This is a genomic window from Corynebacterium epidermidicanis, from assembly GCF_001021025.1.
GTDB lineage: Bacteria > Actinomycetota > Actinomycetes > Mycobacteriales > Mycobacteriaceae > Corynebacterium > Corynebacterium epidermidicanis.
This window is the reverse complement of record NZ_CP011541.1, coordinates 1,338,976-1,353,435: the sequence shown is the minus strand read 5'-3', so window position 1 is coordinate 1,353,435 and position 14,460 is coordinate 1,338,976. Positions and strand designations below refer to the sequence as shown.

Genomic DNA, 14,460 nt, shown 5'->3' with positions numbered 1-14,460 from the left:
TGCTTTGGATTCCAGGATTGGGTAGCCAGGTGTGGCCGTTACCCGGAGGCGAAACCCGCAGGTTTGGTAGCCGCCGCCTTATCGCCGAAAAGCGAATTGGGTTCGGTTTCCATTCAGCAATTGCATGACCACTCGACCCAAGGGGAGAAGATCCGTTGTGACTGATCGCCAGTCTGACGCGGCAACCACTTCTTTGCCTGCGGAATTCGCCGCCAATCAACAAGATTGGTATCGAGCCGTAGCCAAGGTGTTTGCGCGTGTGCAAAAGAAAGATATCGCTGACGTTCCCGCCGACGTGTGGACCAAGCTCATCCGCACCACTAACGATGGCATCGACGTCAACCCGCTGTACACCCGAGCGGATGAGGGCGCAGAAGTCGCCGCTCCGGGCGCTTTCCCTTTCGTCCGCGGCGGGGTTGCTCCCTCCGACGGCCGTATCGGCTGGGGGGTCACGGAAAGCTTCGACACCGCTGACGCTGCCGCTGCGAACAAAGAAATCCTAGCTGCGTTGAACAACGGTACCTCGCAGATCGTGCTTCGTGCTGAAGCTGATGTTGATCTAAAGGCCGTATTGAATAATGTCGTTCTCTCCGCAATGCCAGTTCGGCTTGCCGCTGGCGGTGCCACCGCTGCGGTAGCGGACCAGCTGCTTCAGCTCACCGAAGGTGAGTCTGGAATTCAGCTCGAACTTGGCGCAGCACCGCTGACCGCGCAGATTGATGGCTCCGCCTCCGCTTCACTCGCCGAGACCATCGCACTCGCCGAGGCGGCCGCACAGCGCCCAGGGGTCCGCGCCGTGCTTGTCGACGCCGTATCCTTCGCCAACCAAGGCGCTACGGATGCGGAAGAAATCGGTTTTGCCCTAGCCGCCGGTGTTGAGTACTTGCGCGAGCTCACTACAGCCGGTTTAAGCGTGGAACAGGCTCTCGGACAACTTTCCTTCCGTTTTGCCACCACTGACGATCAGTTCGGGCAAATCGCGAAGTTCCGCGCAGCCCGATCACTGTGGGCACGAGTCGCTGAAGAACTTGGTTTCCCCGAGGCTGGACTGGCACCACAGCATGCGCTCACCGCACCGGAGATGTTCTCGCAGCGCGATCCTTGGGTCAACATGCTGCGAGTAACCGTCGCCGCATTCGCGGCCGGTGTCGGCGGTGCCTCTGATGTGGAAGTTCTGCCGTTCGATTACGCAGTTGCTGGCGGAATGCCCGGAGTTTCCCGAGCCTTCGCCAAGCGCATCGCTCGCAACACCAACCTGCTGCTGCTAGAAGAGTCCCACTTGGGATATGTCGTAGACCCCGCAGGTGGTTCCTTCTATGTCGAACGACTCACCGATGATCTCGCAGACCGATCTTGGCAGGTATTTACCGAAGTGGAAGCTGCTGGCGGCTTCACCGCTGCGCAACACACGATCGTCGAAAAGCTCGCAGCATCGCATGAGAAGGTGCGTGCTGACATCGCCTCGCGACGCAAGCAGCTAACCGGCATCAATGAGTTCCCGAACCTGGGCGAGAAGGCTTTGCCGGCTGAGCTCCGCGTGGAACCAGCCGGCGTGCGTCGTTGGGCTGCGGAATTTGAGGCGCTACGCAACCGTTCGGACGCGTACCTTGAGGAGCACGGCACGCGCCCGATCATCGGATTGGTTCCGATCGGTCCGCTGGCCAAGCACAACATCCGTACTGGATTCACCACCAACCTCTTGGCCTCCGGCGGAATTGAAGTCCTCAACCCTGGACAAGTCGCTCCTGGCACCGAGGAATTTGCTGCAGCGGCCAAGGCCTCAGACATCGTCGTGATCTGTGGCACTGATCAGGAATACGCTGCGACGGGTGAAAGCGTGGTCAAGGCGCTTCGCGATGCCGGCGCTGGCGAAATTCTGCTCGCTGGAGCTCCACAGACCTTCGCGGAAGCCGCTGATCAACCAGACGGATACCTCAACCTCAAGATCGACGCAGCGGCCACTTTGGCTGAGCTGCTGACCAAGTTGGGAGCGTAAGAGCAACTATGACTACCATCCCTAATTTTGCACACACCCCACGGACGTCTGCGAAAGCCCCAGCTACCCAGCCACCGGCAGCATCCTCCGCCGATCAGGTGTGGGAGACACCAGAAGGCATCGAAGTAAAACGCGTGTACACCCGCGCAGACCGCGACGCTGCCGCAGCCGCCGGGCATCCACTTGATTCCTTCCCAGGTATCGCACCGTTCATGCGCGGGCCGTACCCGACGATGTACACCAACCAGCCGTGGACGATTCGTCAGTACGCGGGCTTTTCGACGGCCGCCGAATCCAACGCGTTTTACCGTCGCAACCTCGCCGCAGGTCAGAAGGGCCTTTCGGTTGCCTTCGACTTGGCGACTCACCGCGGCTACGACTCCGATAACGAGCGAGTGATCGGTGACGTCGGTATGGCCGGTGTGGCCATCGACTCGATCCTGGATATGCGCCAGCTGTTCGAGGGCATCGACCTCGGCAACGTCTCCGTTTCCATGACGATGAACGGCGCCGTCCTGCCGATTCTTGCGCTTTACATCGTGGCCGCTGAGGAGCAAGGCGTAGCGCCGGAACAGCTCGCTGGAACCATTCAGAACGACATTCTGAAAGAGTTCATGGTCCGCAACACCTACATTTACCCGCCGAAGCCATCGATGCGCATTATCTCGAATATCTTCGAGTACACGTCGCTGAAGATGCCTCGCTTCAACTCGATTTCGATTTCTGGCTACCACATCCAGGAAGCTGGCGCGACGGCCGATCTCGAGCTCGCTTACACGCTTGCTGATGGTATCGAATACATTCGCGCTGGTAAGGACGTTGGCCTGGACGTCGACAAGTTCGCGCCTCGCCTGTCCTTCTTCTGGGGTATTTCCATGAACACCCTTATGGAGATCGCGAAGCTGCGCGCTGGTCGCCTGCTCTGGAGTGAGCTAGTGGCAAAGTTCGACCCGAAGAATCCGAAGTCTCAATCGTTGCGTACCCACTCCCAGACCTCCGGCTGGTCTCTTACTGCGCAGGACGTGTACAACAACGTCGCACGCACCGCGATTGAAGCGATGGCCGCAACGCAGGGGCATACTCAATCGCTGCACACCAACGCGCTGGATGAGGCGCTGGCGCTGCCTACCGACTTCTCTGCCCGCATTGCGCGCAACACCCAGTTGCTGCTGCAGCAGGAATCCGGCACGGTGCGCCCGGTCGACCCATGGGCTGGCTCTTACTACGTCGAGTGGCTCACCAACGAGCTGGCAAACCGCGCCCGCAAGCACATCGAAGAAGTCGAAGCTGCCGGTGGCATGGCACAGGCCACCATCGAAGGTATTCCTAAGCTGCGCATTGAGGAATCGGCCGCACGTACCCAGGCCCGCATCGACTCGGGTCGCCAAGCTCTCATCGGTGTCAACAAGTACATCGTGGCAGAGGATGAAGCCATTGAAGTGCTCAAGGTCGAAAACTCCAAGGTACGTGCTGAGCAGCTCGAAAAGCTGGATCGTCTGCGCGCCGAGCGCGACGAAGCTGAAGTTCAGCGCACTCTTGAGGCCCTGACCGCAGCTGCTGCTACCGAAGAACGTGAAGCTGGGGACCTTGAATCCAATCTGCTGAAGCTGGCTGTCGACGCAGCTCGCGCAAAGGCCACGGTTGGGGAGATTTCGCTAGCCTTGGAGAAGGTTTTTGGCCGCCACGAAGCGGAAATCAAGACGCTGTCGGGTGTGTACAAAGACGAAGTAGGAAAGGATGGCGCAGTGTCGAACGTCGAAAAGGCAATTGCGCTGGCCGATGCCTTTGAGGCAGAAGAAGGTCGCCGTCCACGTATCTTCATCGCGAAGATGGGCCAGGACGGCCATGACCGCGGTCAAAAGGTGGTGGCTTCCGCATATGCCGACCTCGGCATGGATGTGGACGTCGGACCGCTCTTCCAAACCCCGGCAGAAGCAGCTCGCAGTGCTGTCGATGCCGACGTCCACGTCGTGGGCGTGTCCTCCCTGGCGGCTGGTCACCTTACTTTGGTACCCGCGCTCAAGGAGGAATTGGCGAAGCTGGGCCGCGAGGACATCATGATTGTCGTCGGCGGCGTGATCCCTCCGGGTGATTTCCAGGAGCTCTACGATATGGGCGCTGCGGCGATTTACCCACCGGGCACAGTCATCGCGGAGTCGGCTATCGATATGCTGACCAAGCTTGCTGCCAACCTCGGCTTCGAGCTGCCTGCTTAGGTGATTCGCCCCTAGCTCGCGTTACCCAGGGCCGATGTCGGCAGGATGCTTCCCGTATCCCGGCATCGGCCCTCGGCATATCTCGAGCGTGCCAAACCCAAGAAAAGGAAGATCAAGTGGACAACGGATTTCTGGAGCACAGCCTCGGTTCGCTAACCACCACCGCCGGCACAGACCTCGGTAGTGCAACTGCGGTCGCCCCCGAGGTGGTGCAGCGGGCCCGCCGGCGCATTGACGTTGACGCCCTCTACGAGGCGGTCATCAACAATGATCGCACGAATCTCTCGCGGGCTATCACCTTGCTGGAATCGACCGCTCCGGCGCACCGGGTTCTGGCCCAAGAGCTTTTGGTTAAATTGCTGCCGCACTCCGGCGGTGCATTGCGCGTTGGCATGACTGGCGTGCCTGGGGTCGGGAAATCCACCACTATCGAAGCCCTCGGTATGAAGCTTCTCGCTGAAGGGCACCGGGTGGCCGTGCTGGCAATCGATCCTTCGTCCACCCGCACCCGTGGCTCCATCCTGGGGGATAAGACTCGCATGACCAAGCTTTCCGCGGAGGACAACGCGTTTATTCGGCCGTCGCCTTCCGCCGGAACGCTCGGCGGGGTGGCCAAGGCAACCCGCGAATCGATGGTGGTCTTCGAAGCTGCTGGCTACGACGTGCTGATCGTAGAAACCGTCGGCGTAGGACAATCTGAGGTTGCGGTCTCACAGATGGTCGATGTCTTCGCGTTTCTCGCGCTGGCGGGAGCGGGCGACCAACTGCAAGGAATCAAAAAAGGCGTGTTGGAAATGGCCGAGATCGTGGCGATCAACAAAGCTGACGGCCCGAACCTCAAGCAGGCAAAGCGCGCCGCACGCGAACTAGCAGCCGCGATGCGCATGGTGCGCAGCGAACACGACCTGTGGCATCCGCCGACACTTACGATGTCAGCAGTTGACGGAACTGGAATTGACGAATTCTGGCAGTACATCCTTGAGCACCACGAGGTCATGAAACAATCCGGCGCATTTGACCGCCGGCGACGCGAGCAGCAGGTGGGGTGGATGTGGTCGATGGTGCACGAAACAATCTTGCAGCGACTCAACACCAATAAAGAAGTTGTCTCCGCCCGTACCGACGTCGAGCATTTGCTTCGCGACGGCAAAATCACCCCAACTCTGGCTGCCGAAAGAATCCTCCAAGCGTTCGATGGACTCACCGAATCTGCCTAGCTTTTCGAGATGTCATTGCTGTTAACTGAGCAATTCGGTAAAATGGAATCGAATCTATATTCGTTTTCTTGCTCCGGCCCGGCCTGATCGAGGCTAGACTGGGGGCCGGATACGACGACAACGAAGGAGACATCATGTCTGATCTTATGAAGGACCACGGCCCGCACCCATACGTACTGGATATTGAGAAGGCCACCCTGGACAACGAGAACTTCCGCGACACGTTGTGGACCGGAAAATTCCTCCAAATGACCGTGATGAATATCCCGGCTGGTGGCGAAATCGGCGCAGAGGTGCACGAGGATCACGACCAGTTCCTTCGCATCGAGGCTGGTAAAGGCCACGTCATGATTGGCGATTCCGCAGACAAGCTGGACATCGATCGAGTTGTTGAGGACGATTGGGCGATTTTCGTCCCCGCCGGTAAGTGGCATAACGTGGTCAACGAAGGCGACGAACCACTCAAGGTTTACTCGATTTACGCAGCTCCTGACCACGTTGCGGGCACGATCCACAAGACTAAAGAAGACGCCGACAACGACCCGAACGAGCAACACTAGCTTCCTCGACCCATGGCACCCCTTGCATCTGCTCCTATGCGGATGCGAGGGGTGTTTTGAACTGATGCGCCAACCAGCAGGACTTCACCAGGCGTGTGGGCGGTAATCCTTCAGGAAACATCCGTACAGGTCAACACCGTTCTCACCCTGCACGATCGGATCGTAGACCCTGGCCGCGCCATCAACGAGGTCAAGCGGCGCGTGGAAGCCCTCTTCAGCAAGCCGTGCCTTTGCCGTGTGCGGGCGCTCATCGGTGATCCATCCCGTGTCCACGGCGGTCATCAATATTCCGTGTTCAAAAAGCTCACCGGCTGCAGTCCGAGTGAGCATATTCAGCGCCGCCTTCGACATGTTTGTGTGTGGGTGCCCCGGCCCTTTGTAGCCGCGACCAAAGACTCCTTCCATGGCGGAGACGTTGACAACATACTTGCGTCGGGCAGGTGCAGCTTCCAAAGCCGGCCGAAGTCGGTTCACCAGAATGAATGGCGCAGTTTGATTGCATAATTGCACCTCCAACAGCTCCACAGGGTCAACCTCCCCAACTGTGGCGACCCATGAGTTATGCGAAACCAAGTCAGGGATGAGGCCCCCGGCGTCAACGGCGGTGCCGTCTGCGATACGTGCGAGCGAGGCTGAGCCGCCAAGCATCGCCTGGCTAACCAGGGCATCGGCCGCCGACGGGGAAGAACCCGACACGAGCGCTGCCGGATGAAGATCCGAGGTCGCACCGATCGCGCGTAGATCGACCTTATTCTCCACCCCCGTCAGCGGGGCCTGCTCGCCATCGATGAGCCCGGAGTAAGACCCAGGGGAGCGCCTCACAGTCTGGGCAGCATTATTGATCAGAATGTCTAGCGGGCCGGCGGCTGCTACCTCGTCAGCAAACGTTGCCACCGCCGCTGGGTCGCGGAGATCGATTCCCACTATGTGGAGCCGCGACAACCAATCCGCACTATCGCCCACAGCAGCAAACCTACGCGCAGCATCACGTGGGAAGCGCGTGGTGATGGTAAGATCAGCGCCGTCGCGAAGCAGCTTCAAGGCGATATACATGCCGATCTTGGCCCGTCCGCCGGTCAACACCGCACGCCGTCCGGTGAGATCTACGCGAGCATTGCGACGCACCCGGTTGTCCGCAGCGCACTCGGGACAGAGCTGGTGGTGAAAGGAATCGACTAGCGTGTACGGCCGCTTGCACACATAGCAATTTTGCGCACGGTATAGTTTGCCCGCCCATCCATGTGGAGTAGCAACTGCACCTTTCTCTAAAGACACCGGGGCCGCACCGGCCGGACGCACCAGGATCCCGGCCGTCTCGTCGTCGATGCGGGCCGGATTAGCAGTGGCCGTAGCCGAAAGCACAGCCTCATCCGCTGCGCGACGAGCTTGCTTCGCAGACTGTCGCCGCTGTCGCTTCACTTCCTTAAACAGCTTGGCGACGGCGCGCTGTAGCGTCACCGAGTCAGCAGATTGGGGATCGAGTGTGCCAGCTTCATCGAGGACCCGCAGGCAGGTGGCTAAATCTTGTGGATCGAGCGTCATAGGTAGTAGTCAACCATGTTGTGAGAAGAAAACGAATTAGGCCGCATCGGTTGTGGGTTAAGTAAAGAGAAGTGTGTCTCTGATGCGTGATTTCCGCGGCGCAGTGGCCCTAAACTCGGTTGTTATTGTTCGTTGGGGCCGTAGCTCGCTCGATGTCGTCCCTTCGGTGTAGTCGGACTACCGCTGTGGGATTTAATTCATTAAAAAAACGCTGTTCTACGTAGTCGGACTACGCCGAAGCGACGACATAGCACTTGTGCAGCAAACCCGCACGGCCGGCGACACGCCGATGAGACGCACTTTTCTTTACTTAACCCTCGATTGTAAGGGGCTGCGCTAGCGATAATGAACCATCTGAAAGGCAATCCGCGGTGGTGGTAAGCAATGACAAAAGCCTCGAGCCACTGATCTAAGTCAGCGGCTCGAGACTTCACATTGTGCCCGAGGGGGGACTTGAACCCCCACGTCCATTAGTAGGACACTAGCACCTCAAGCTAGCGCGTCTGCCATTCCGCCACCCGGGCTGGGTGTTTCCGAGCTCGTGCTCGGTACTTGGAATACAATAGCCTGAATTGTTCAGTTTCCACAAATCTGCAGCTCAAAACCTAGTTTCGTCGTTGTGATTTTAGGGTAGATTATTTCCACATGACTGATTTTTCTCTCGAGCCAACTCCCACAGCACGGTGGTGGGAACGGCCGTGGCCGCGAATGAAAACCTGGTCATGGTTTGTCCCGGTGGAGCCGGGCGTAGAGAAGCCTTTTTCTGTGCCAGCGCCTGGATCCAAGTCGCGGTTCATCGTGTGGCGGGCGCTTCGTACTCATGCGCTGGCTGCGGGGATCGTCGTCGGAGCGATGGTGCTTTCGGCGATCGCGGGTGTGGTGCTGTCCACCACTGTTGGTAACGCCACCGATCGAGTGTTCGGCAACGGATTGCTTTCAGATGCGATCGCTCCGCTAGTTACTGTCGCTGTCTGTACGATCCTAGTCTTCTTGCTTGACTCCACCGCTGATTCCCTCACCGACCTTGGTGTTGTGCGCACCGTGCATAGTATTCGGATGCGGCTGACGGATTCGTTGTTGCATCGGCCCGAAATACAGCGTTCGCCAGGCGAGTTAATGAATACCATCGACGAGGATTCTGATCAGCTCGGGCAAGTAAAACAAGTGTTGAATTTCCCACTGGTCATGCTCGCGTACCTGGTTTCTACGGCCGTGTCTTTCTACCAGTTCAGCTGGGTTATCGGCACCGCCACTCTGCTGGGAGGGGTAGCGACCGCAATCGTTTCCTTCTTCACGGGTAAGGCTATCTCAAAGATTTCCGCTACTCGTCGCGCCGCGGAATCAACATCGATTTCTCTGGCTACGGACTTCGCTCAAGGTGCCCGGGTACTCAAGGGGCTTGGCGCCACTGATCTCGCCGAGCAACGCTTCGCTACGGCAGCCAACACGGCCCTCGATGCGATGCTTACCGACGCCAAAGTCTCTGCCGTCACCACTTTCATCCGACAGTCCATACCTTTGGTGACCATCGCCGGCATCATGTCCTTAGCTGCTTGGCAAACAACCAGCGGCGAGCTGGCCCCAGGTCACTTCGTGTCTGTCGCGCTGCTGCTACCACCTGCACTCACCGTGACGGGCTATGCCCTCGGGTTCTTTACGGAGTATTGGGCTCGCGCCAACGCCTCGGGCAAACGCGTCCAAGACCTCGACAACGAACTCAACACGAGTGCAGAACGTGTGAGCAATCAAGAAACATGTGCTGAAAACTCAGCAAAACCCGGGTTGCATGTCTGGGCAGCGCAGAGTTCGAAGGCCTGGGCTATCGCCCAGCAATACAGCCGGCAACAGTGGCCGGAGGCGGCGTTTCCGCCACACTATCCGGCAATTTTTGAAGGAAGTTTGTTGGACAACATTGACCCGTTGCGCAGGCTCAGCCCAAACCAGCACCGAGAAGTGCTGGCGGCAGCGTGCTGTGATGATGTCGTCGATAGGCTGGGCGGTTACGGCCCGGATGGTCAGCTTCCGCTGTTGCCACTGGGTGAATCGGGATTGAATCTCTCCGGCGGGCAGCGACAGCGAGTGTGTATCGCCCGAGCGCTGGCTAATGCAGGGGAGGTGCTGGTACTCGATGATCCTTCGACCGGCCTCGACGCGGTGACTGCCGCTGCTGTTGCTCGAGGTGTCCACGACTACCGAGGCCATCGCACCACGATCGTCATTTCGTCTTCCCGCGCCTGGCGCGCCGTCGCCGATCACTTCATCACCGATGAGGAGTTGCGTAAATATGCGTTCTGATGCCCTGGCCCCGGCGCCCATCAAAGAAACCCTTGCATACGTTGCGAGTTTGCCCGCCCGGCCGTCCAAGCGGTGGTGGTGGACGGTCAGTCTGATCTTCCTCATCACAATGACGTCGCTGGTTACCGGCTCAAGCGCTATCGGCTGGCTTGTCGACGCCGCCCGCGGTGAATCCAACACGCCGGTGCCCCTTCTCATCGGCGTGTTGATAGTTGTCCTTTTCGTGGAAGTGGTGGGGCGATCCAGCGCGCAGTTCTATCTGATCTCCGCCGTACGCAAACTGAGCGTCTCCCTGCGGTCTCAAGCGCTCCGCTCAGCGTTGCGTGCGCCCACACCAGACTCGCTGGCGCTTGGCACGGGCAACATTATTACTCGATTGACCAAAGACATCGACACCACAGTGCGCGTTGCCAACGCAATCGGGGTGCGCCTAGTGATCACAGGGCTGATGTTCCCGTTCACTTTTATCGCATTGACACTGGTCCACCCGATATTCGGCATCACCCTCGTAGCCCTGCTCGTGGTCATTTTCCCATTTGCCCGCGCAAACTTGCGCCTCTTTCCAGCCACGGCGAATGCCGTGAGTGTCGCGGAAGCCAAGCGCAATAACCTTTTGCTGGATTCCATCCGCGGAGCACAAACACTCACGACCTTTGGTTTCCAACAGTGGGGACTCAACCGGATGCGGGCAGCCTCATGGGATACCGTCGATGCCGCAGCGGACCGGATGCCACTGATCAACCGGCTGACCTGGCAAGGCAGCCTGATCTACGGAGCCCTGGTGATCCTCGGCTTCGTTGAGGCAGCGGTCCTATCCCAACGCGGCGACATCACGGTGGGTGCGGCAGCTGCATCCGTGGTGTTGATCTCCCGGATGGAAGTGCACATCTTCAACCTGATGTTCTTCGCCGGTGAAATCCAGCACGCGTTAACCGCCCTGGGACGTGCGGTGGCCCTCGCGCAGTTCCACGCCACCACAAGTAGCTCCACTGATCCCACTGACATCGCTGGTGCGCCCGATGTAGAAATCCGAAACCTCTCGTTTTCCTACGGCGACGGTCCGGCGGTGTTGCACGACATCAATCTTGAGCTGCCGGCTGGTTCCACCACCGCTCTGGTGGGCGCTTCGGGGGCGGGCAAATCGACGCTAGCAGCCATTCTTGCCGGCGGACTTCGTCCAACGGATGGGCAAGTAAGCGTCGACGGAATTAACACAGCGGATGTTTCCGCGGAGTGGCTTTCGCGCAATGTAGTGCTTGCTACCCAGGAGGTCCATTTGTTCTCCGGCACTGTCCGCGATGACCTTTTGCTGGCCGCTCCACACGCTAGTGATATTGAGCTCGATACAGCTCTTGCTGCAGTAGGCCTGAAGCCAAACAGCATTACTTACCAGCGTTGGCTGCCAGAAGGACTGGATACGCTGATCGGATCGGGCGCCACTGAATTGAGCCCAGAGGTTGCCCAGCAAATTAGCCTGGCTCGACTGTTCCTCAGTGATCCGCCAGTGTTGATCTTGGACGAGGCAACTGCAGACGCAGGTAGTGACAATGCTCGAGATTTGGAGGCAGCGGCCGGGAAAGTAACTCAAGGCCGTACTGCGCTGGTCGTTGCCCACCGCCTAGATCAAGCAAAAGACGCGGACAACATCGTCTTCATGGAACAGGGGAGGATCGTCGAATCCGGCACCCATGAACAACTCATGAAGTTCGATGGAAAGTACGCACATTTATTCCGAACTTGGCAACGGTAGGGGCGAGTTTTCGGTATAAGGGAGACATGACTGATTACCTTGATCCACGTTTCCCTGGCCCCGATCCCTACGCACCCCTGGGCGAACACCCTTCGTTTGACCTGACCTCGGACGACTTTGCCAACGGCGGCACGTTTAAAGAACCGCAACTCGGTGGCAACGACGTCTCACCGCAGCTTTCTTGGTCTGGTTTCCCGGCAGAGACGAAGTCATTCGCAATCACGTGTTTTGATCCGGACGCTCCCACGGCAGCCGGCTTTTGGCACTGGGCAGTTTTCAATATCCCTGCCGACGTCACCGAGCTGCCTTCTGGTGCCGGTGATGAAACCCTAGGGGGAATCGCTCAGGCGGTTACTCTGGTCGGTGACTCCGGCAAACGTGGCTACTACGGGCCAAACCCACCAGCAGGCCACGCTCCGCACCGCTACCTGTTCGCCGTCCACGCACTCGACGTGGCAGAACTCGACGTTCCGGCCGATGCCACCCCCACCGTTCTAGGCTTTAACCTGTACTTCCATACTCTGGCACGGTCGATCTACTGGGGTTGGCACGAAAACAAGTAGTGCTAGTCTTTCCATTCCAGGCCACAGCCAATGGCCTGGGAGATGCTAGCGAAGCCATAATGGCGTAGCTGATCCAGAATTCCGAGGTGGATGTCACGAATCCAGTCCGGTCCTCCATAAATCATCGCAGTATAGCCCTGGAGGAGCGTCGCGCCGGCGGCGATTCGTTCCCACGCAATTTGGGGACTCGTGATACCACCCGAAGAAATAATAACGAGTTCGTCACCCACGTGGGAATACAGCAGTTTCAATACTTCGAGCGCGCGTTCGTTCAGGGGCGCACCGGAGATACCCCCGGCTCCCATATCCGCGACATCTTCAGCTGGAGTACGTAGGTTTTGGCGGGAGATCGTAGTGTTGGTGGCCACGATGCCAGCCAAGCCAAGTTCCTTCGCAAGGTCAGCGATCTCCACGATGTCTTCGTCGCTGAGATCAGGGGCAATCTTCACCAGCACCGGTGCAGACGTTGATTCCACCACTGCAGCCAAGATGGGACGTAGGGAGGACACTGCTTGCAGATCCCGCAACCCTGGCGTGTTAGGCGAGGACACGTTTACCACCAGGTAATCCGCCAAATCGCCCAGGAGCGAGGCAGAGGCACGGTAGTCGGCTACTGCATCCTCCGCAGCCACCACCTTCGTTTTCCCAATGTTAATACCAATCACATCATCGGATTTGCGGCGCCGAAGGTTTTCGGCCGCGACAGCTGCGCCACGGTTATTGAACCCCATCCGGTTGAGGATGGCCTTGTCAGCCGGCAAGCGGAACAGTCGGGGAGTAGGGTTTCCTGGCTGCGCCTGGGCGGTAACTGTGCCGAGTTCGGCATAACCAAAACCTAAGGGGGACCAAGCGTCTGCAGCCGAAGCATTCTTATCGAAGCCGGCGGCGAGCCCGAGCGGGCGAGGGAAAGTCACTCCGAATACTTCTTGTTCCAACGCCACATCATGTACTGGCAAGACACGTTCTAGCGCACGGTTGATCGGGGTGGCGCGGTGCAATGCGGTCAAGGCTCGCATCATCAGCACGTGGATCCGCTCGGCGCGCAGGTGAAACATCATGCTCAGCGCGCGTTGGTAGGCAGCGGTACGTAGTGGGTGGGGGCGCAGCTGCTTGGACAATGTGGTTTCCCTTATCTCTAGTTTTGCTTTGCGACGGCCTGTTGGACTGCCACGTCCGAAATTACTTGAACCCCGGGCCCGGAATCAGACACGAGAACCAACGAGCCTGTTTCAGTCATCGCCATGGAACGCACATCGGCGATGGTGTCGAGTTTCCCATGGCCTACCGGCACCCCCGTGTTGTAGGTAAATGCCTGCACAGTGTTGTGCGCATTGGAAGCTACCCAGACCGCTTCGTGCTTGCTATCAGCTACGATTGCCCAGGGCGAGGCATCGGTAGGCAATGTTTGATGCAAACGCAGCACGTCGGTGTCGGTATAGAGACCGAACTGATGACCGAGGGTGTCGGCGGCGAAGACGAGGCCTTCAGTGCCTGGGGCGATGCTTCCCACACCGACTCCCATGCGCAAGGCTGCTCCGGGCGCATTGTTGGGGTAGTCGACTCCCTGAATCACGGTCGCGTTGCGGTCGATGAAGACGACAGCGTCTCGGCTTCCCGGGATTGGGCTGGCGACGATCTGATCTGCTTTGCGATCAGTTCGGATACGCTTGGCATTGCCCGAGTCGTTGCCACGGAAGGCATAGACATCATTTTCTTCGCTTGATCCCGCAATAACGACGCCATTACTAGTCAACGCGGCACTGGTGAACTTCATGGGCGCCGATCGGACATTGCGCAAGTCCGGATTCTGGGCATCGATGATCGCGACTTGTCCGCCGCCACCGCCTCCGTTGAGTGCGGTTGGACATGCCAGCACGAACGCGTTTGACGTGGCACTGAGCTCGCCGCAGCTCTTATTGATCGTCAGAGTCTTGAACTCCTTTGCCTTGAGCTGCTCAATTGTGCCGATAGCTATTGAGTATTCAGAACGCAGCGCCAATACGTCTCCCGCGGCCTCGACGTCTTGTAGAGCGGCGAAGTCCGGGCCTAGGTCCAGCAGCTCACCAGCTGGCTGCTTCGCAGTGGGGGACTTGACCGGAGTGGCCTTGCCGACGGCATTCGACAACGTCTCCGCCCCCGAAGGTTGCTGCTCAGCCTGCTGTTCTTGCGGGACGCCGGGAATGCAGGCAGTCGCCGCAAAGCTCACGGTGCAGGCAGCGAGAAAAAGGGCGGCGGTGCGTTTGTGGGCTGTTAAGCGTCGAAAAGTTTCGGACTTCTTCACAGCACCTAAGAGTAGCAGAGCGACTAATTTCGCTGGTCGA

At 58.7% G+C, this 14,460-nt stretch carries 10 protein-coding genes and 1 tRNA gene; 7 read left to right on the top strand and 4 right to left on the bottom strand.

Annotated elements, in window-relative coordinates; translation table 11 throughout:
* Positions 1-157 precede the first annotated feature (157 nt).
* From CEPID_RS06305 to CEPID_RS06290, 4 genes are all read left to right on the top strand, one after another.
* A complete protein-coding gene (locus CEPID_RS06305; protein WP_047240239.1) occupies positions 158-1,996 on the top strand; it encodes a methylmalonyl-CoA mutase family protein in 1,839 nt (612 codons plus the stop codon).
* Positions 1,997-2,004: 8 nt separating this feature from the next.
* On the top strand, positions 2,005-4,212 hold the full coding sequence (gene scpA, locus CEPID_RS06300; RefSeq protein ID WP_047240238.1) for a methylmalonyl-CoA mutase: 2,208 nt from the start codon (positions 2,005-2,007) through the stop codon (positions 4,210-4,212).
* A gap of 116 nt (positions 4,213-4,328) precedes the next feature.
* Entirely contained in the window at positions 4,329-5,429 is a 1,101-nt protein-coding gene (meaB, locus tag CEPID_RS06295) for a methylmalonyl Co-A mutase-associated GTPase MeaB (RefSeq protein ID WP_047240237.1), read from the top strand.
* A 134-nt stretch (positions 5,430-5,563) separates the two neighbouring features.
* Positions 5,564-5,989, top strand: a complete 426-nt coding sequence (locus tag CEPID_RS06290) for a cupin domain-containing protein (RefSeq protein WP_047240236.1) — start codon at positions 5,564-5,566, stop codon at positions 5,987-5,989.
* 84 nt (positions 5,990-6,073) lie between these two features.
* Here the strand turns inward: CEPID_RS06290 and CEPID_RS06285 are convergent, their stop codons facing one another.
* Together CEPID_RS06285 and CEPID_RS06280 are read right to left on the bottom strand one after the other, a co-directional pair.
* Positions 6,074-7,531, bottom strand: a complete 1,458-nt coding sequence (locus tag CEPID_RS06285) for an SDR family NAD(P)-dependent oxidoreductase (RefSeq protein WP_047240235.1) — start codon at positions 7,529-7,531, stop codon at positions 6,074-6,076.
* Between the two features lie 438 nt (positions 7,532-7,969).
* A tRNA-Leu gene (locus CEPID_RS06280) sits at positions 7,970-8,055 on the bottom strand.
* 121 nt (positions 8,056-8,176) lie between these two features.
* On the opposite strand from CEPID_RS06280, the gene CEPID_RS13685 reads away from it, so the two are divergent.
* From CEPID_RS13685 to CEPID_RS06265, 3 genes are read left to right on the top strand one after another with little or no spacing between them, the layout of a single operon-like run.
* Entirely contained in the window at positions 8,177-9,826 is a 1,650-nt protein-coding gene (locus CEPID_RS13685; protein ID WP_047240234.1) for an ABC transporter transmembrane domain-containing protein, read from the top strand.
* Positions 9,816-11,576 (top strand): ABC transporter ATP-binding protein, encoded by a 1,761-nt coding sequence (locus CEPID_RS06270; protein WP_047240233.1) that lies wholly within the window; start codon positions 9,816-9,818, stop codon positions 11,574-11,576. The genes CEPID_RS13685 and CEPID_RS06270 overlap by 11 nt, the downstream gene beginning before the upstream one ends.
* A 26-nt stretch (positions 11,577-11,602) precedes the next feature.
* Positions 11,603-12,139 carry a YbhB/YbcL family Raf kinase inhibitor-like protein gene (locus CEPID_RS06265; protein ID WP_047240232.1) on the top strand — a complete coding sequence of 179 codons (537 nt, stop codon included), beginning with the start codon at positions 11,603-11,605 and terminating at the stop codon, positions 12,137-12,139.
* A 2-nt stretch (positions 12,140-12,141) separates the two neighbouring features.
* On the opposite strand, the gene CEPID_RS06260 is transcribed toward CEPID_RS06265, so the two are convergent.
* Both CEPID_RS06260 and CEPID_RS06255 read right to left on the bottom strand, forming a co-directional pair.
* Complete coding sequence (locus CEPID_RS06260; RefSeq protein WP_144413552.1) at positions 12,142-13,197, bottom strand: quinone-dependent dihydroorotate dehydrogenase; 1,056 nt, start codon at positions 13,195-13,197, stop codon at positions 12,142-12,144.
* Between the two features lie 77 nt (positions 13,198-13,274).
* Positions 13,275-14,420, bottom strand: coding sequence for a YncE family protein (locus tag CEPID_RS06255; protein ID WP_047240230.1), 1,146 nt, complete (start codon positions 14,418-14,420; stop codon positions 13,275-13,277).
* Positions 14,421-14,460: the final 40 nt, after the last annotated feature.

Excerpts from the sequence above, each read along its gene's own strand:
- CEPID_RS06290 (WP_047240236.1), top strand. The coding sequence starts at position 5,564 with ATGTCTGATCTTATGAAGGACCACGGCCCGCACCCATACGTACTGGAT.
- CEPID_RS06265 (WP_047240232.1), top strand. The coding sequence starts at position 11,603 with ATGACTGATTACCTTGATCCACGTTTCCCTGGCCCCGATCCCTACGCA.
- scpA (WP_047240238.1), top strand. The coding sequence starts at position 2,005 with ATGACTACCATCCCTAATTTTGCACACACCCCACGGACGTCTGCGAAA.
- CEPID_RS13685 (WP_047240234.1), top strand. The coding sequence starts at position 8,177 with ATGACTGATTTTTCTCTCGAGCCAACTCCCACAGCACGGTGGTGGGAA.
- CEPID_RS06260 (WP_144413552.1), bottom strand. The coding sequence starts at position 13,197 with ATGATGTTTCACCTGCGCGCCGAGCGGATCCACGTGCTGATGATGCGA.
- CEPID_RS06285 (WP_047240235.1), bottom strand. The coding sequence starts at position 7,531 with ATGACGCTCGATCCACAAGATTTAGCCACCTGCCTGCGGGTCCTCGAT.
- CEPID_RS06270 (WP_047240233.1), top strand. The coding sequence starts at position 9,816 with ATGCGTTCTGATGCCCTGGCCCCGGCGCCCATCAAAGAAACCCTTGCA.